Raw genomic sequence first — 13534 nt, 5'->3', positions numbered from 1 at the left:
GAGTCGACGTTCATCGGGCACCCGCCCGGTTCCACGTAGGCACTTGCTGCGCCATCAGCTCCTCCAGGCTGTCACTCGGCTCCTCGCCGCCCTTCCGGCCACGCTTGACGACCTTGCAGCGGCACGAGTTGCCGTACTGTGCGCCGATGCAGTCCTTGTAGCCCTGGCCGTTCGGGTAGTCGGCGTAAGCGTCGGCCCGGTTCTTGTAGGTCTGGCCGTCGTTGTCGCGGCACGGCTGGCAGGTGTTCTCGTCTTCGTGCGCGACTGCCACCCAGCGCTGCGCGTTGTCGATGCCGCCGGACAGCAGCGAGGCAACCGCGGCGGCTTGCTCGGACGGTGCGGCCTCGGGCGTCTCCAGGACCCAGCCAGGCGGTGCCGCCGGGGCCTGCGTCGCCTTCTCGACCACGGGCATCTCCGGCAGGCCGACCGTCTCCAGGACGGCTTGCGGGTCATAGCCGGCTGCGACGAGGGTCTGTGCCGCCGTGGCCTTCGACTGCAGTTCCAGTGCGTCGGCTTCGCGGTTGCTGGTGACCGGGTCCTCGTAGTCGAGTTCGACGCCCTCGCCAGTGCTACCGAACAGCGGCAGGTAGGAGCAGTTGAGGGCGTCCTTCCACCGGTCGAGCCGGTCGGTGAGCAGGAAACTCTCGAAGTGCTCCTGCGCGGTGACGGAGTTCGCGCGGTTGACGTCGTCGCTGGTGCCCAAGATGGCCTTGTGCATGGCGAACGCTTCCCGGATCACATCCCGGGCGACACCGCGGAGGTTCCCGAAGTCCATGTCCCGCATCGACATGCTGTTGGACACCCACTGCGCGCCCTGCTCCAGCACGGCGACCCGGTGGGCTGCACCGACCCCGCGGTGAGCCTCGCGCCACCGGTTGGTGAACTCGTTCCACTCGTCATCCGACAGGCGTCGGTCGACCTGGATCACACCGCCCGGCGTCGCCGAGTTCAGGAAGAAGTTCCGATTCCACTGCGCCGAATAGCGGGCGGCGTCGATATCGACGAGGATCGCCTGAATCGGCCCGAGCCCGCGGTACGGGTCGAAGGGGTTCGGGTACTTGACCTGGATAACCTCGTTCGGCTGCAACGGCACAGCCTCACCCGACGGACCTCGGTAGACGTATCCGGCGAGGTAGTCCTCGCGGGACGGGATCGGGTCGATCCGGTCCGGGCGCACCGGCCATAGCCCGGTCGGGAACGTCGCGCGGGAGTCGCGCTGGACGATCAGGTACGCCTCGCCGGTCAGGTCGAGGTACGTCTGCGCCATCTCACGGAGCTGGAAACCGCTCATAAACGGGTTCGGCTTGTTCCACACTGATATGGCCTGGTGCTTGATGACCTCGGTCCGCTGATCGGAGCCTTTGTCACCGGTGGTGTATCGCCTGCGGCCGTCCTGCGGCTGCTGCCGGTAGAGGTGCCAGCCCTTCTTCGCGGTCTGACGAGCAAGCATGGACACGATGCTGAACACGGTGCCCGAGCTGCCGTATGCGCGCATGTAACTGGCCGGGTCCGCGCCACCGTCCATCATGCTCTGCCGCAGGAACCCGCGGCCGGCGTACGGAACAGGCGGCTGCCCGCCGCTGCTCTTGGCGAGGAACTTCCCGAAGAGGCTGGTCACACGTCACCGCCGGACGGCGGTGGGTCAAGTTTCCAGTCGAGGAGCAGCACGGTCACACCGGTGGTGATCCAACCGGCGATCGGGTGGGCTTCGAACGCGCCGACGTCGATGCAGCCCAAGCCCGTGACGGTGAGGAGGCTGCCGGACAGGCGGCTGGCGGTGGCCCGGACTTGGGTGGTAGCACGGTGAACGGCGCGGGTGACGACCGCCGGAATGCGCGGCTGGCGGGACTCCTGTTGGGTGGCGCGGGCGAGGGTGTCGTAGAGCGTGGTGGCCACGTACCCTCCCCTGCTCGCGCGCCCGTGATTGTCGGATCCCGACAACAGCATATTCTCAGCCGTGTCAAGCAGAACCGGAGTCACTCCTGTAAATAAAGGATTCCGGCCGACGATCGCGTGCTAGCAGAATCTTGCTACCTCGACAACAGCCCGGGATCAACCGAGGACCCGCACCCGCGGCGTCCCGCCCAAATCCCGCTCCGCGACCATGTAACGGGCGGCATCCATCGAGTGGTCGTTCTCCTTCACCGGCTCCTCCTTCAGGCCGCCCGCGTTGCCCGGCTTGACCGCCCACACGTAGCCGGCCACCTCCTCGGCCAGGCCGATCGGGAGGGAGGCGGCGTCCATCTCAGGGTCGCGTTCGAGGAGCGCGTCACGGAACACGTACAGCCGGGCCTTGCCGTCGCCCTGGACCTTGAGCCGGGCGGAGAACGCCTGGATCCCGTCTGAGACGCCCTTGTGCGCTGCCTGCGTGCCCATGCCCAGCTTGCGTTCGAGGGTGGCGCGGTCTTCGGCGTCGTGGTCGGTGATGATGGCGCGCGGCCGCGGCTGGTCCTTCAGGAGCCGGTCGCGGATGACGTCGGCGTGATCCTCGACGAGCATGCGTGTCCGCACCCACTCGCGGATCAGGTAGAGCCGGCCGTCGGGGTCTTCGGCGAACAGCTGGGCGACAAAGGGGTTTGTGTACCCGAAGTCGATGCTGACCCACCTGGTCCAGCTGTCTGGCACGTCGAACGGTTCGACCACGTGGACGGGTTCGGACCAGCCCTCGTACACGAGGCCTTCGGCTGCGGCCCAGATGCCGTCGCGGTAGCGGAGGCGGCGGACGCCGGTGAGGGCGTCGAGCTTGGCCATGTAGTCGATGCCGCGCTCTGTGAGGGAGCCGTCGAGGTTGACGTAGAGGGGGTTGTCCCGGTGCAGGCTGTGGATCATGCGCATGGTGCCGTCGTCGCAGCGTTGCTTGATCCAGTGCTTCGGGTGGTCTGGGTTGCAGGCCAACACGATCTGCCGGTACGTCTCGCTGTTGCCACGGAGGCGGGTGATCAGGGTCTCCAGCGCGGTGAGGCTGATCTGCGTCGCCTCATCCACATAGATCCGCGAGAACTCCGTGCTGAGAAATTTCTCGGGGCGGTCTAGGCCGCCGACGAGGATCTCGGCGCCGTTCGCGAACTGGTAAGCGGGAGGCTTCCGTGGCGACCCGCCGAACCAACGGACGATCCCATCAGCGAGCGCCGCAGGCGCGACCTGCTGCTCAAACGTCACCAGCGTCGACCCGGTAAGCGCAGCGTGGGTCTGGCGGACAATCAACGACCGGCAGCCGGGCACGATGAGGCTGGTGTAGAACGCCTTCTGCAGCATGGCCAGCGACTTCCCCGTACCCGCCGGGCCGGCCACGCAGACTTCCTGTTCCTTCGCCGACAGCAGCTGCTTGGCGCCGCCGCGCGGTTCGTACCGCACGACAGTGGTCACACAAGGTCCTGCGGGTCGACACCGACCAGCTCGTACTTGACCCCACCACTGTGTTCGATCTTCGTGGGCTGCTTCATGCCGGTCAGAGACTGCACGGATTCCAGACACTGCCGCGCCGAGTTGATCGCCGCCAGCACCGGGCCGTGATCACGGAGCGGGTTGCCTTCGTCGTCCTTGACGATCCGGCCGTGCGACACGACGACATGGTCCGCCTCGACGACCTCGACCGCTTTGGCGAACAGGTACTCCATGCGGTCCAAGTGGACCTTGAGCGCCTTTTCGCCAGCTTCTTGGACAACCTCGCGGACGGCGCGGCGGACCGCGGCGATGGCGGCCCACTTACTGACGCCGAAGCGCTTGCCGACTTCTTCGTAGGTGAGGCCACCCTGGGACCAGCATTCGGCGATGGCCGCGTCTTCGGCGGCTTTCTCCGGGGTGCGGATGTACTGGCCCTTGCCGTTGCGCTGTTCTTGGTTGGGGTTGTACGGGGGGTTGCCGGTGGGCATGGCGTGGTTCCCCCTCCTGGTGGCTTGGTTACTGGTGGGCGTGGTTTGATGGTAACGAGGTGTGCAACTGGTGGCAGGTGCGCGCATGGCGGAGGGCCCCGACCGGGCGGCGGTCGGGGCCCTCTGGCGTGCGGTGGGGTCAGTCGTCGTAGGAGGGTTCGTTCTCCCCGTCGTCGCAGCAGGTGGCGGTCTCGTCGTCGACTTCTTCGCCGCAGTCGTTGCAGAACCAGTAGACGGGCTCGCGCTCTTCATCGTCGGGCATGGGGTTCGTCCTGTCGTGTCGGGCGGTCAGGCGGCGGGGCTACTGCGGGTTGCGGTAGCCGTCGAGGAAGCGGCGGACGTTCCTGACCGACTCGGCGAGGTCCGAGTCGCTGTCGTCGGCACGCTCAGCGAGGGTGTCGAGCATGTCGAGGGCTCCGTCGATGCCGTACTCCAGGCTGTTGATGCGCTGCTCGTAGCGGCGGAAGCTGTGCTCGGTGGCCTCGGCGGCCTCGGTGGCTTCGCGGGCGTCCATGGCTGGGGTCCTTTCGTGGCGGTGGGTCAGTAGCGGCTTAGGCGTTGCCGCGCCAGTCAGCGAGCGCTCCGGCGATCACTTGGCCGTTGGTCAGCTTGCCGTCCGCGTTGAATTCGTTCCACGTCTCGTACAGCCATGCGGAGAACGGGCGGGCGCTGTAAGGGGGGAGTTCCTCGGCGCCGATGACGTGCGCGCGGATCATCGCCTCGGTGACGGGTTGCACCTTGGGCCGCTCGTCGAGGTCATTGTCGCCGGACTCGGCAAGGGCGTTGGGGTTGAGCTTCTCCATGACGGGGTCCTTTCGCGGTGGGTTGAGGGTATGGCGGGTTAGGCGCGGCCCGAACGGCGGGCGAGCATGCGTTCCTTGATCTGCTCCGGGGTGGGCTGCTCCCACGTGTGGCTGCCGTCGGCACCGGCCTGGATGCCGTGGCCGCGCTGGTCGATACCGCAGCGGGCGCAGCCCATCGGGTTCGGGGCGCTCATCGACCGGCCTTGCTGGTGGCGGTCGGGTAGTTCACACCGCACAGGAGGTTCTGGCGGGCGTGGGTGCACTCGCCGGACAGGCAGCGGCGGGAGCGGTAGCGCATGCAGCGGTCGGCGGCGTGGCCGCAGGAGCCGTTGCGGCACTCGGCAGGCAGGTACGGGTACTCGTTCATGACAGGCCTTTCGTGGGTTGAGCGTAGGGCGGGGTCAGCGGTCGCGGGGGCGTGCTTCAGGCGGTCTCGGCCCACAGGCGTTCAGCCGCGATGCTGTGGGCGCCGGCCAGGGCCTGGCGGGCGGGGCGAGGGCCGACCTGCCCGGCGAGCTGCCGGTACAGCGTGTTGGAGTCGGCGCCGGGGGCGAGGAGCAGGTCGGCGAGCCGGGCGGGGTCGACAGGCAGGGCGGCGGTCTGCTGGGTCATCGGGGTGTCCTTTCGGTCGGTGATGCGGGCGATGCGGAGTGCGTTACGGCGGGTGCTCTCCTGGAAGCAGCGCCAGGCGTGGCGGCGGAGGTTGCAGTCGGCGAGGGACGCGCGGATCTGCTCGGGGGTGGGGTCGGGCATCGGGGCCTCCTATGCGGCCAGCGCGTCGGCGAGGATCTGGACGCGGGTGGTGGCGGGGCAGTCGATCGGGTACAGGACGGTGACGGTGGCGAGGCCGGTGGTTCGGGCCGGCTTGTCGTCGGCGGCCGGGCGGGCGACGAGGTAGCGGCTCCGGTGGATCGAATAGCTGAGGATCCGGTCCAGGCGGAAGGAGCGGGTCTCGCCGGTGGCGCGGTCCATGGCCTTGATGACGATGTCGCCGGCCGTGCTGACGTAGAAGTCGTAGACCTCGATCGTCCTGGTCGTTTCGACGAGCTGGCCGGTCTTCTTGCCGGCGTCGTCCTTCTCTTCCTTCAACGCCGTGATGGTCACGGGGTGCTGGCGGTCGGCGGCCTTGATGAGGCGGGTGAGGGTTTGGGTGGTGGTCTCGTTCTTGGTGTGCCTCATCGGGTCCCCCTCGGTGCGCCGTTCCGTATGCCTAATACTCTAGGCCTAATCCGTAAGGCATGTCAACTAGACTAGGCCTAATTCATGAGGCATTCTGGAGGCATGGTCACCCGAGACGACGTGCAGAAGATCCGCCACGACTACGAAGACGCAGTCGCCGAAGCCGAGACGGAGCGCGCAAAGGCCCTGGCCAAGGCGGCGGATGAGATGCAGCAGAAGGACATCATCGAAGCGACGGGCTACAGCCGAGAGACCGTGAGGCGGCTCATCATGGAGGGACGGGAGATCCTGGCTACCGAGCGCCCGGTGAGCAGCGAGGAGACGACCACATGAGCGAGACCGTGCAGCAGCTCACCAACGAGCAGGTAGCCGCACTGCGGCAGCAACTCAACAACCGGCCCGTACAGGCCCTCGGTACCATCCTGAGCGGCGACCCCCTGCCGCCACTCCCGCCCTGCCCCGCGTGTGGTGCTGCCGCCGAACGCATCGATCAACGCGTGGAAGCCCCGGCGTTCGGCGTGTACGAGACGGCGCTGCGCCTTCGCTGGCTGCCGTGCGGGCACCGGTTCCGCGCAGTGGCCGACCTGGACGCGGGCCCGGTGCGCCCGGAGGAGGATCCAACGTGATCACGATCGCCGTCCCTCCCGAGCCAACAGACGAGCCCCGCGGCACGGACTTCCCCGACCACGACACGTACCTCCTGGCCTGGTACACGTGGCGCGCGATCCGGCGCGACGGCGAGTTCAACCACGAGGAACTGGCCGCCTACTACGACACGAAAGAGGCGCGCGTCCGACAACTGTTCAACCAGCCCACCGCATGACGACGGCCCCGCCCGGACGGTGATCCGGAGCGGGGCCGCAGCACGTGGGTCAGCACTTCTCGTCGTAGAAGTACTGCGCCATCTTCGTCGTATCCACCGACGGGTCATCCACCATCCCGTCCAGCATCGCGCCCACAGCCTCCGGGCTCGACGTGTCCATCGTGTCGCACACCGACTGCTGATCCGCGGTGCCGAGACTGTCCCATACCTGGTCGTACATGACCTTCGCCTTCGCGTCGGCAACGATCTCGTCCTTGTGGCCCATCACAACGGCCTTGACCGCCTCGGTGTACTGGCCGTGCGTCAGCCCCCTGCACTCCGGTTCGGCCTCCGCGTCGTGGACGTTGCCCGCCTGATAGTGCTTCTCCAGCAGGGCCTTGCAGTCGTCGAACGTGTAGGTGGTCACGGTGTGCGTGGCCTTCGGCTTGGCGGCCGGCTTGCTGGCGCTGCCGCTGGTGCAGCCGGCGAGTGCGAGGCCGACGGTGAGCAGGATGGCGGTGGTGGTGTGGCGCATGGTCCCCCCAGTGGCGCGGTGTTGAATGCCGCGGATCCTAGCCGCGGCCGTCGACAGTGCGCGGGGGAATGGGCGAGGCCCCGCCGGGACGGGGAGGCCCGGCAGGGCCTCTCAGGGGGTAGCCGCGGCGCTCGAAACCCGACCACACGGCCAGTGTCGCAGCGCTGTCAACTCGCATCGTCGTCCAGCAACACCTCAACGTGCTTGATCTTCCCCGACATCGACAGATCCGCCCGCACCGGATTGTCACCGGGCACGCCGGCCTGCCGAGCGGCCTTCACGAACGCGGCCAGCTCGTCGAGGGTCATGTCTTTGTCGTCACCGGTGAACCGAATCGTGGCGGGCATGGGCACATGGTGACGCAGAAGGACCCCGCCGCGGGAGGAGTCTGCGACGGGGCCTCGGTGTGGCGTCGGCTACTTGACGCGGTGGTGGCGGACGGTGTCCTTCGGGTCGTACAGGATGTACCCGTCGGTGCCGATGCGTTGTACACGCAACCCCTCTTCCGGCTCCTCCTCGCAGTCGTTGTTGGTGTTGGCGTTGGCGTCTGACCTGCAGCAACAACGCTCCCCATGGTCGCCGTCGGCAACGAGAGAAGAGGCGGGGATGTCATCCTGGTGGACGCCCGGCCCGTTACCCGCGCTTGTGCGGACGCCCGCCCGCCATGGGATGCCGGCCTCGCCGAGAAGCGTCTTCACGGTCTTCGTGTCGGGCAGTCCCGCTTCTGCGCGCAGCTCGGTGAGCAGCACGCTACGACCGAGCTGCTGAAGGGCTTCGACGATGTCCACCTCGTCAGCTTCTTCGTCGTCCTCGGCAGGTTCGGTCTCAGCGCGGTGGGCACGCCAGGCGCGGGCCTTGTCCCAGCCGCGGCAGGCCAGGATTCCGGCCACGAAGTAGGCGATGTAGGGGAATGCGATCACAACACCCACCAGGGCGCCGGCCGCCACGAGGAGGACGATCACCTTGGCGGTGCGCTCGCTCATGCCGTCCGACTCCCCTACCTCCTCAGCCTCCTCGGCGACGGCCTCCGAGGCTTCTCCCCCGCTCACGCGAACGCCCCCGTGAACCACGCCCCGAGCAGGTTCACCGACGAGCCCAGCGGCACTGCGGCCACGCCGGCCACGGTTCCGGACAGGGCGACGGCCACCCCGGAGAACGCACCGGCAGCGAGCTTGCCGTTGGGCACGCGGGGTGCCCACTTCCACAGGGCGAACAGCACTGCGGTGAACAGGAACACGATGACGTAGCCGCCGGGAGTGAGGGCGAGCTGGTGGGCGCGGGTGACGTTCGGGGCGGTGCCGCCGACGCCCCAGACGAGGCCGGTGTACCCGGCGACGTTCGCGGCCCAGAGAGTGGCCCAGGTGGCGAAGCCGAGCGCGGAGAACGAGCCGAGCGCGGCCAGGGCGGCGAGCATGCCATAGAGGTGGGAGAGAACGAACGGGACGAGGGCAGCCCACTGACGCTTTTCCTTGAACCACCAGCGGAGCAGGAAGACGAGGACGATGGCGACGCCGAGGGCGACGCCGCCGAGATTGATGGCCATGTACGGCATGGGGATCAGGGGCTCCAGATGGCGGTCACGTACAGGACTGCGATAGCGAGGACGGCGATGGTGCAGGCGGCGGGCCCGAGATAGAGCAGCGGTGCACGACGGGGTGCGAGTGCATGCAGCCCGACTGCACCAAGGAGTGCAGCCATGGGCCAGAAGATCCACGCAACCATCACGCCTCCCGGACGGTTGCGCCCACGGCATCCGGTAGCTGCGCTTGGATGCGCTGCGCCCGCTTCTGGCCGATGCGCAACTCGGACTGCAACCGACGGAGGGATGCGCGCTGCCCGGTCTCGGCGAGCGCAGCTGCGTTGACTTCGAGTGCGGCTGCGAGGAGCTGCGCATCTGCATCCGGCGTGGGCATCTGCCGGACCACGGGAGCGGCTGCGTCGGATGCGGGCTCTGGCTGCGGCGCGGGTGCATCCGCGGCTTGAACTGCGGAGGATGCGGTTGCGCACACGTCAGGATGCGGCTGCGGGTGGGGGTGGAAGTCGAGGACGAGCGCACTCGGTGCATCCGGGTCCGTTACCTCGACGGCCTGTTCGGCTGCGCGCTCGAAATCGTCGGACGCGGCCGGCTGCGCGGGTGCGGGTGCGGTCGGTTGCGCACGGAGTGCGTGTACTCGCCACAGCACGAGCGGTGCAATCGCCGAGATGGCCACGACGAGCGACACGGACACGGGCAGCAGTTGCGCACTCACGAGATGGGATGCGGCGTTGACGGCGATCATGGCGAAGACGACGGCGAGGACGTCGCGGTGCACTCGCAGGGCGCGCACGGCGTAGATGTCGAGTGCGGCGGGAACTCCAGCTGCGACCCAGGGGCCGAAGCCGCAGGCGCGGGCGAGTTCGTACTCGGCGGACGCGGTGACGGCGAGAGCTGCGGTGAGTGCGGCCCATGCGAGCGGGTCTCGGGTCTTCACGGTGCTCCTCCGGGAGCGGTGGTGGTGTGGGTGCCGTCCCTCCCGGCCGTGGGGGAACGGGTGCGGGAGGGACGGCGGCCGCGCGGCGGGACGAGGGGGTTGGGTTACCGCCGCGCGGCGGTCTCGGGGGCGGGTCAGCGGAAGCGGCGGCGGTCCCGCTGCTCCCAGCGCTCTGCTTGCGCGGCGGCCTTGGCGATGCTGCGGCGGTGTCCGGTTCGGCGTTGGCGGGCTGCGCGGTCCGATGCGCTCTCTTGGCCGGCGTACTTGGTGGCGGCACGTTCGCGGTCGTTGCCGAGGAGCTTGTCGAGGAGGCTCACAGCGACGCTCCCGGGATGCGGCGGGGCAGCGTGTCGTCGGGGTGCGGCCGCGGCGCTGGTACGGGTTGGGGTTGCGGGGCCGGCTGGTCGGCTCGCTGGTGCTCGGGGCTGGGCGCTTGGGGTTGCACGTGGGTACGCTGCATTCCGTCATCTCTCCTGTTCACAGCAGGGTGGATGAGGCCCCGGCGGGAGGTGCGAACTCCCGTCCGGGGCCAACTTGTTGGTGCAGTTCCACAGTGCACGATCTGCTTTACAACGTCAAGCAGATCAGGGAGGATGTTGCCGTGCCCAAGAACCCCGAACCCGAGGGGAGCCCGCGCTTGATGACCGTCACCGAGATCGCGGCGGAGCACGGGGTCAGCCGTCAGACGATCCACACGTATCGGCGGACTGGCATCTTTCCCTCCGCTGTCGAGGGCGAGGGCAGTACGCGTCCACGGTTCCGCGAGGACGAGGTGGCCGCGTTCTTCAAGGCGAACCCCAAGCAGCCCCGCAAGAAGCGGCGCTTCCCGTCCGACCCGCAAGGAGCCCACGTGACCACGACCACTAACCCGCGCGAGTGGCGTCTGACCCCGCAGACCCTCGACTTGTTCGTCAGGGCCCTCGTCAACCACGTGGACTACGACATCCACAAGGGCTACGAGTGCGGCGAGGAGGACGGCCTCGACCACTACCCGGAGCTTGTCGCCGAGGCCGCGCAGATGCTTGACGCGATCACCGGGGAGGGCGAGTGAAGATCGACCGCCTGCGGATCGATGGCGAGCCGGTACGCCGCTTCTACGTGATCGCGGAGGTGACCTTCGCCGACCGGGACGCCGAGCCCCGCGACGAGTACGACCACAACTACTACGAGGACTCCGAGCTGCGCTCTGTCGCTACCGACTGGATGCGTGACGGGCTGACCGATCGAGACGACAGTCCCGCCGTGCGGTTCCGCGAGATGCCGGAGGAGTGGCGGGAGCAGCTGTCCCGGGAAGAGATGCAGCCGTAGCCGCGCCCGGACAGACGAAAGCCCCTGATCACCTGGAGATCGGGGGCTTTCGCGTTGAGTAGCGCCGGTCTGTCGGCAGCAGCTTGCGGCAGGCCCGGCAGTGTGATGGTCGCACGGCCGTCAAGTAGAACGCCCCGCCGTGGTGGTGGCGGGGCGTTGCACGCGGGCCCGGAGGGCCTTGCCCCGAAGGGATCGGCGTGCGCGCCCTGCCGTCGGTTGTCCCCGTTGCCGGCGACTTCCTACACGGGCTCCGTGAGCCTTCCCCGCGTCCGGGTCGGCGTGCGTGTCTTGCCGTGGGTCCAGGATCACACGAGTGTCAAGCGGGTCCTGGCCAGTTGGGTCCGCGGAGTGCGGGCGGGACCTCGGACATCGGGGTGCGGCCGGCCAGCGTGGCGAGGCGGCTGAGTTGCTGATCGACGTAGGCGGTGATCGCTGCCCAGTCTGCGCGTCGGTCGGCTGCGGCCTGGCAGGACTCGTGCGGGTGGTAGGGCTGCTGGCAGTCTCGGCAGAGGGTCACGGCTGCTCCTTGTCGGCTGATCGAGCTTCTGCCGCCGGGGCGGGCGGGTCGAGGGCGGCGAGGATCTTGTCGGGGCTGAGGTCGGCCCAGTCGTTGGCGGCCCATCCGGCGATGGCGCGGACTCGGGTGATGGCGGCCTCGGCGCGTTCGGCGCGCTGCTTCTGCTGCTCCCAGTCTTCGACGGTGGGTGCGGCGTCGCCCCTACCGCAGGCGGGGCAGTAGCCGCGGGCCACGGTACGGAGTTCGGCCAGCTCGGTCTCGGCCTGTTCCGCCCGCTGCTCGGCCTCGCGTATCGCCGTTCGGGCGGCTTCGCGGTGGCGTTCGAGGGCGCGGGTGGTGTCGGTGAGGGACTGGCGGGTCTGCTGGGCGTTGCGTCGGTCGGCTCGGATGTAGTCGGCGAGGAGGGCGGCTTCGGGGATGGTGAGGTGGCCGCGGAGTGCGCGGCCGATGAGGTTGTCGATAACCAGTTCGCGTTGGGCGCGTTCCTGCTGGTTGGGCTTGGGCGCGCGGGTGGTGGGGCGCGGGCGGGTCATGCGGGCTGCTCCTCGGTGCGGTGCGGGGTGGCTCCATCGGCGGTGTCGTTCCAGATGGTTCGGCCGACGGGCCCGCGTGCGCTGACGTGCCACTCGCCGTGCTCGCCGTGACCACGCCGGTGCCAGGCGCGGAGCACGCAGTGCAGGACGCCGTTGGTGGTGTCGTTGGTGAGGGTGGCGGTGCACGGCGGAATGTCGGCGTGCGCGGTGGCGATGTGCTGGTCTGTGTCGGGGGCAGGCTGTGGCTGGTCGCAGTGCGGGCACAGTTCAGGAAGGGAAGCGGGGGCGGCGGTCATGCGTGCTGCTCCTGTGCGGCGGCTTGGCGTGCGGTGTCGCGGAGGCCGGCGACCAGCTCCTCGATGTGGTCGAGGGGGATGTCGACGGCCGCGCCGCCCTGGCCGTCGCTGCGGGCGGTGCGGAGGTTGAGTGCCGGCTCACCGTGGCGGGTGGTCGGGGTGACGTACAGGTGATCGCCGTCGGTGTCGCGGTAGTGGAAGGTCACAGGTACTCCCCGGTGGTGTGGATGGTGGTGATGCGGTGCTTCTTGATCACGCTGAGGTGTTGGCCGCGGAGGTCGCGGTGGGGTTTGTCGGCGGGGGCGTGGAGTTGCTCGGCGCCCTGGTCGCAGAGGTCGTCCCAGTTGGGTTCGCAGTCGTCGAGGGCGAGTTGGCGGGCGGTCATGTGCTGCTCCGTGGTTGGGATGGGTGCCGCCCCCGGATTGGGGGGTGGCCGGGGGCGGGTCAGGCGGTGAAGCGGCGGACGGGGATCCCGGCGGCTTCGGCAAGGCGCGCGGTGTGGGAGGCGCCGCGGCTGCCGTCCTTGATGAAGGCGAGGGCCAAGTCGGCTCCGGCGTCGACCATCTCGCGGTTGCGGATGGGGCCGGCGGCGCGGCCGTGGGTCTTCCAGTCGGCGCGGTAGGTGATGGCGGGGACTCGTGCGGCGATGGCCCAGAGCCCGGCGATGCGGTCGGCGCCGGTCGGGCAGCCGCCGTGTACGACGAGCAGCCGGTCGGGCGCGCGATCGAGTGCTTCGTCGAGGGCGGTGCAGATGGTGTCGGTGTCGGTCCAGTCTCGGCTGCCGGTGACGAGCACGCGGTACGGGTTGGTGGCCATGGTGGTCTCCGTGCTGGGTGGGTGCCGCCCCGGGTGTGGGGGCGGCGGGGCTGTGCGCCTCTGTGAGGGCCGAACTCCCCCCTCGAACCTCCCGAGATACCGATTCGGGGGGTTGAGGGCGCGAGAGGGGCGTTCAGCGGCTTTCCCGGGGCCTGTCTGCCTGGGTGGGAATCCCGACTCAGGGACCAGCCTCGTCGTCTGTGCTGGTTTGGGGTGTTTCGGCGCCCATGCGGAACGCGGCCAGCTCCACCGCCTCCGCGATCGACAGCTCACCGTCCGACTCGGCCCACATCTGCGCGGCCCGGCGGGACAGTTCACCGGCGACCGCCTGCACCTCGGGTGGCATCGGGGCGCGGCCCTTCCGGGAGCGGAGGCCGGGCGTGAACTCGTGTCCCGTCACGA

At 68.9% G+C, this 13534-nt stretch carries 30 protein-coding genes; 5 read left to right on the top strand and 25 right to left on the bottom strand.

The window, feature by feature from the left end; genetic code table 11:
- Positions 1 to 10: 10 nt before the first annotated feature.
- From FB157_RS08475 to FB157_RS08435, 11 genes are all read right to left on the bottom strand, one after another.
- On the bottom strand, positions 11 to 1618 hold the full coding sequence (locus FB157_RS08475) for a phage portal protein (protein WP_145877536.1): 1608 nt from the start codon (positions 1616 to 1618) through the stop codon (positions 11 to 13).
- On the bottom strand, positions 1615 to 1896 hold the full coding sequence (locus FB157_RS08470) for a hypothetical protein (protein WP_145877534.1): 282 nt from the start codon (positions 1894 to 1896) through the stop codon (positions 1615 to 1617). The genes FB157_RS08475 and FB157_RS08470 overlap by 4 nt, the downstream gene beginning before the upstream one ends.
- Positions 1897 to 2052: 156 nt before the next feature.
- Positions 2053 to 3291: a phage terminase large subunit gene (locus tag FB157_RS08465; RefSeq protein WP_261386210.1), complete on the bottom strand. Its 1239-nt coding sequence runs from the start codon at positions 3289 to 3291 to the stop codon at positions 2053 to 2055.
- Positions 3292 to 3362: 71 nt separating this feature from the next.
- Positions 3363 to 3872, bottom strand: a complete 510-nt coding sequence (locus FB157_RS08460; protein ID WP_145877531.1) for a hypothetical protein — start codon at positions 3870 to 3872, stop codon at positions 3363 to 3365.
- 139 nt (positions 3873 to 4011) lie between these two features.
- Entirely contained in the window at positions 4012 to 4134 is a 123-nt protein-coding gene (locus FB157_RS48260) for a hypothetical protein (RefSeq protein WP_261386209.1), read from the bottom strand.
- A gap of 39 nt (positions 4135 to 4173) precedes the next feature.
- Entirely contained in the window at positions 4174 to 4386 is a 213-nt protein-coding gene (locus FB157_RS08455) for a hypothetical protein (RefSeq protein WP_145877529.1), read from the bottom strand.
- Positions 4387 to 4423: 37 nt separating this feature from the next.
- Entirely contained in the window at positions 4424 to 4675 is a 252-nt protein-coding gene (locus FB157_RS08450; protein WP_145877527.1) for a hypothetical protein, read from the bottom strand.
- 38 nt (positions 4676 to 4713) lie between these two features.
- Positions 4714 to 4869, bottom strand: coding sequence for a hypothetical protein (locus FB157_RS47185; protein WP_186581410.1), 156 nt, complete (start codon positions 4867 to 4869; stop codon positions 4714 to 4716).
- Positions 4866 to 5042: a hypothetical protein gene (locus FB157_RS47180; protein WP_186581409.1), complete on the bottom strand. Its 177-nt coding sequence runs from the start codon at positions 5040 to 5042 to the stop codon at positions 4866 to 4868. Before FB157_RS47180 ends, FB157_RS47185 begins: the two co-directional genes overlap by 4 nt.
- A 56-nt stretch (positions 5043 to 5098) precedes the next feature.
- Entirely contained in the window at positions 5099 to 5428 is a 330-nt protein-coding gene (locus tag FB157_RS08440; protein WP_145877526.1) for a hypothetical protein, read from the bottom strand.
- Positions 5429 to 5437: 9 nt separating this feature from the next.
- Positions 5438 to 5854 carry a WYL domain-containing protein gene (locus FB157_RS08435; protein WP_145877524.1) on the bottom strand — a complete coding sequence of 139 codons (417 nt, stop codon included), beginning with the start codon at positions 5852 to 5854 and terminating at the stop codon, positions 5438 to 5440.
- Between the two features lie 102 nt (positions 5855 to 5956).
- Here FB157_RS08435 and FB157_RS08430 point away from each other — a divergent pair, with 102 nt between their 5' ends.
- The 3 genes from FB157_RS08430 to FB157_RS08420 are packed head-to-tail and all read left to right on the top strand — an operon-like array spanning position 5957 to position 6677.
- Positions 5957 to 6187, top strand: a complete 231-nt coding sequence (locus tag FB157_RS08430; RefSeq protein ID WP_145877523.1) for a hypothetical protein — start codon at positions 5957 to 5959, stop codon at positions 6185 to 6187.
- A complete protein-coding gene (locus FB157_RS08425; protein WP_145877521.1) occupies positions 6184 to 6480 on the top strand; it encodes a hypothetical protein in 297 nt (98 codons plus the stop codon). The genes FB157_RS08430 and FB157_RS08425 overlap by 4 nt, the downstream gene beginning before the upstream one ends.
- Positions 6477 to 6677 carry a hypothetical protein gene (locus FB157_RS08420; protein ID WP_145877520.1) on the top strand — a complete coding sequence of 67 codons (201 nt, stop codon included), beginning with the start codon at positions 6477 to 6479 and terminating at the stop codon, positions 6675 to 6677. Before FB157_RS08425 ends, FB157_RS08420 begins: the two co-directional genes overlap by 4 nt.
- 49 nt (positions 6678 to 6726) lie before the next feature.
- On the opposite strand, the gene FB157_RS08415 is transcribed toward FB157_RS08420, so the two are convergent.
- From FB157_RS08415 to FB157_RS08390, 7 genes are all read right to left on the bottom strand, one after another.
- Positions 6727 to 7191 (bottom strand): hypothetical protein, encoded by a 465-nt coding sequence (locus FB157_RS08415; RefSeq protein ID WP_145877519.1) that lies wholly within the window; start codon positions 7189 to 7191, stop codon positions 6727 to 6729.
- 167 nt (positions 7192 to 7358) lie between these two features.
- The gene (locus FB157_RS08410) at positions 7359 to 7538 is read right to left on the bottom strand and encodes a hypothetical protein (RefSeq protein ID WP_145877518.1); all 180 of its coding nucleotides are present in this window, start codon (positions 7536 to 7538) and stop codon (positions 7359 to 7361) included.
- 69 nt (positions 7539 to 7607) lie between these two features.
- Entirely contained in the window at positions 7608 to 8174 is a 567-nt protein-coding gene (locus FB157_RS08405) for a hypothetical protein (protein WP_145877516.1), read from the bottom strand.
- 62 nt (positions 8175 to 8236) lie between these two features.
- Positions 8237 to 8734, bottom strand: coding sequence for a hypothetical protein (locus FB157_RS08400; protein WP_145877515.1), 498 nt, complete (start codon positions 8732 to 8734; stop codon positions 8237 to 8239).
- A gap of 14 nt (positions 8735 to 8748) precedes the next feature.
- Positions 8749 to 8889: a hypothetical protein gene (locus FB157_RS47910; RefSeq protein WP_222440920.1), complete on the bottom strand. Its 141-nt coding sequence runs from the start codon at positions 8887 to 8889 to the stop codon at positions 8749 to 8751.
- A gap of 23 nt (positions 8890 to 8912) precedes the next feature.
- Positions 8913 to 9662, bottom strand: coding sequence for a hypothetical protein (locus tag FB157_RS48255; RefSeq protein ID WP_261386208.1), 750 nt, complete (start codon positions 9660 to 9662; stop codon positions 8913 to 8915).
- A gap of 134 nt (positions 9663 to 9796) precedes the next feature.
- Positions 9797 to 9979 (bottom strand): hypothetical protein, encoded by a 183-nt coding sequence (locus tag FB157_RS08390; protein WP_145877513.1) that lies wholly within the window; start codon positions 9977 to 9979, stop codon positions 9797 to 9799.
- Between the two features lie 236 nt (positions 9980 to 10215).
- Here FB157_RS08390 and FB157_RS08385 point away from each other — a divergent pair, with 236 nt between their 5' ends.
- On the top strand, positions 10216 to 10713 hold the full coding sequence (locus FB157_RS08385; RefSeq protein ID WP_261386207.1) for an AlpA family transcriptional regulator: 498 nt from the start codon (positions 10216 to 10218) through the stop codon (positions 10711 to 10713).
- A complete protein-coding gene (locus FB157_RS08380; RefSeq protein WP_145877511.1) occupies positions 10710 to 10970 on the top strand; it encodes a hypothetical protein in 261 nt (86 codons plus the stop codon). The genes FB157_RS08385 and FB157_RS08380 overlap by 4 nt, the downstream gene beginning before the upstream one ends.
- A gap of 316 nt (positions 10971 to 11286) precedes the next feature.
- Here the strand turns inward: FB157_RS08380 and FB157_RS08375 are convergent, their stop codons facing one another.
- The 7 genes from FB157_RS08375 to FB157_RS08345 form a co-directional block, all read right to left on the bottom strand.
- Positions 11287 to 11487, bottom strand: a complete 201-nt coding sequence (locus tag FB157_RS08375) for a hypothetical protein (RefSeq protein ID WP_145877509.1) — start codon at positions 11485 to 11487, stop codon at positions 11287 to 11289.
- A complete protein-coding gene (locus FB157_RS47175) occupies positions 11484 to 12020 on the bottom strand; it encodes a hypothetical protein (protein WP_186581408.1) in 537 nt (178 codons plus the stop codon). The genes FB157_RS08375 and FB157_RS47175 overlap by 4 nt, the downstream gene beginning before the upstream one ends.
- Positions 12017 to 12316: a hypothetical protein gene (locus FB157_RS47170; protein WP_186581407.1), complete on the bottom strand. Its 300-nt coding sequence runs from the start codon at positions 12314 to 12316 to the stop codon at positions 12017 to 12019. The genes FB157_RS47175 and FB157_RS47170 overlap by 4 nt, the downstream gene beginning before the upstream one ends.
- Positions 12313 to 12522: a hypothetical protein gene (locus tag FB157_RS08360; RefSeq protein ID WP_145877504.1), complete on the bottom strand. Its 210-nt coding sequence runs from the start codon at positions 12520 to 12522 to the stop codon at positions 12313 to 12315. The genes FB157_RS47170 and FB157_RS08360 overlap by 4 nt, the downstream gene beginning before the upstream one ends.
- Positions 12519 to 12701 carry a hypothetical protein gene (locus tag FB157_RS08355; protein WP_145877502.1) on the bottom strand — a complete coding sequence of 61 codons (183 nt, stop codon included), beginning with the start codon at positions 12699 to 12701 and terminating at the stop codon, positions 12519 to 12521. Before FB157_RS08355 ends, FB157_RS08360 begins: the two co-directional genes overlap by 4 nt.
- A 59-nt stretch (positions 12702 to 12760) precedes the next feature.
- Positions 12761 to 13132 carry a DUF2493 domain-containing protein gene (locus FB157_RS08350; protein WP_145877500.1) on the bottom strand — a complete coding sequence of 124 codons (372 nt, stop codon included), beginning with the start codon at positions 13130 to 13132 and terminating at the stop codon, positions 12761 to 12763.
- 178 nt (positions 13133 to 13310) lie between these two features.
- Positions 13311 to 13532 (bottom strand): hypothetical protein, encoded by a 222-nt coding sequence (locus FB157_RS08345; protein ID WP_145877498.1) that lies wholly within the window; start codon positions 13530 to 13532, stop codon positions 13311 to 13313.
- Between the last annotated feature and the right edge of the window lie 2 nt (positions 13533 to 13534).

The sequence above is a fragment of the Streptomyces sp. BK340 genome (genome assembly GCF_007827595.1).
GTDB lineage: Bacteria > Actinomycetota > Actinomycetes > Streptomycetales > Streptomycetaceae > Streptomyces.
This window is presented reverse-complemented; position numbering and strand designations above follow the sequence as displayed.

Excerpts from the sequence above, each read along its gene's own strand:
- FB157_RS08460 (WP_145877531.1), bottom strand. The coding sequence starts at position 3,872 with ATGCCCACCGGCAACCCCCCGTACAACCCCAACCAAGAACAGCGCAAC.
- FB157_RS48260 (WP_261386209.1), bottom strand. The coding sequence starts at position 4,134 with ATGCCCGACGATGAAGAGCGCGAGCCCGTCTACTGGTTCTGCAACGAC.
- FB157_RS08455 (WP_145877529.1), bottom strand. The coding sequence starts at position 4,386 with ATGGACGCCCGCGAAGCCACCGAGGCCGCCGAGGCCACCGAGCACAGC.
- FB157_RS08450 (WP_145877527.1), bottom strand. The coding sequence starts at position 4,675 with ATGGAGAAGCTCAACCCCAACGCCCTTGCCGAGTCCGGCGACAATGAC.
- FB157_RS47185 (WP_186581410.1), bottom strand. The coding sequence starts at position 4,869 with ATGAGCGCCCCGAACCCGATGGGCTGCGCCCGCTGCGGTATCGACCAG.
- FB157_RS47180 (WP_186581409.1), bottom strand. The coding sequence starts at position 5,042 with ATGAACGAGTACCCGTACCTGCCTGCCGAGTGCCGCAACGGCTCCTGC.
- FB157_RS08440 (WP_145877526.1), bottom strand. The coding sequence starts at position 5,428 with ATGCCCGACCCCACCCCCGAGCAGATCCGCGCGTCCCTCGCCGACTGC.
- FB157_RS08435 (WP_145877524.1), bottom strand. The coding sequence starts at position 5,854 with ATGAGGCACACCAAGAACGAGACCACCACCCAAACCCTCACCCGCCTC.
- FB157_RS08430 (WP_145877523.1), top strand. The coding sequence starts at position 5,957 with ATGGTCACCCGAGACGACGTGCAGAAGATCCGCCACGACTACGAAGAC.
- FB157_RS08425 (WP_145877521.1), top strand. The coding sequence starts at position 6,184 with ATGAGCGAGACCGTGCAGCAGCTCACCAACGAGCAGGTAGCCGCACTG.
- FB157_RS08415 (WP_145877519.1), bottom strand. The coding sequence starts at position 7,191 with ATGCGCCACACCACCACCGCCATCCTGCTCACCGTCGGCCTCGCACTC.
- FB157_RS08410 (WP_145877518.1), bottom strand. The coding sequence starts at position 7,538 with ATGCCCGCCACGATTCGGTTCACCGGTGACGACAAAGACATGACCCTC.
- FB157_RS08405 (WP_145877516.1), bottom strand. The coding sequence starts at position 8,174 with ATGAGCGAGCGCACCGCCAAGGTGATCGTCCTCCTCGTGGCGGCCGGC.
- FB157_RS08400 (WP_145877515.1), bottom strand. The coding sequence starts at position 8,734 with ATGGCCATCAATCTCGGCGGCGTCGCCCTCGGCGTCGCCATCGTCCTC.
- FB157_RS47910 (WP_222440920.1), bottom strand. The coding sequence starts at position 8,889 with ATGGCTGCACTCCTTGGTGCAGTCGGGCTGCATGCACTCGCACCCCGT.
- FB157_RS47175 (WP_186581408.1), bottom strand. The coding sequence starts at position 12,020 with ATGACCCGCCCGCGCCCCACCACCCGCGCGCCCAAGCCCAACCAGCAG.
- FB157_RS47170 (WP_186581407.1), bottom strand. The coding sequence starts at position 12,316 with ATGACCGCCGCCCCCGCTTCCCTTCCTGAACTGTGCCCGCACTGCGAC.
- FB157_RS08355 (WP_145877502.1), bottom strand. The coding sequence starts at position 12,701 with ATGACCGCCCGCCAACTCGCCCTCGACGACTGCGAACCCAACTGGGAC.
- FB157_RS08350 (WP_145877500.1), bottom strand. The coding sequence starts at position 13,132 with ATGGCCACCAACCCGTACCGCGTGCTCGTCACCGGCAGCCGAGACTGG.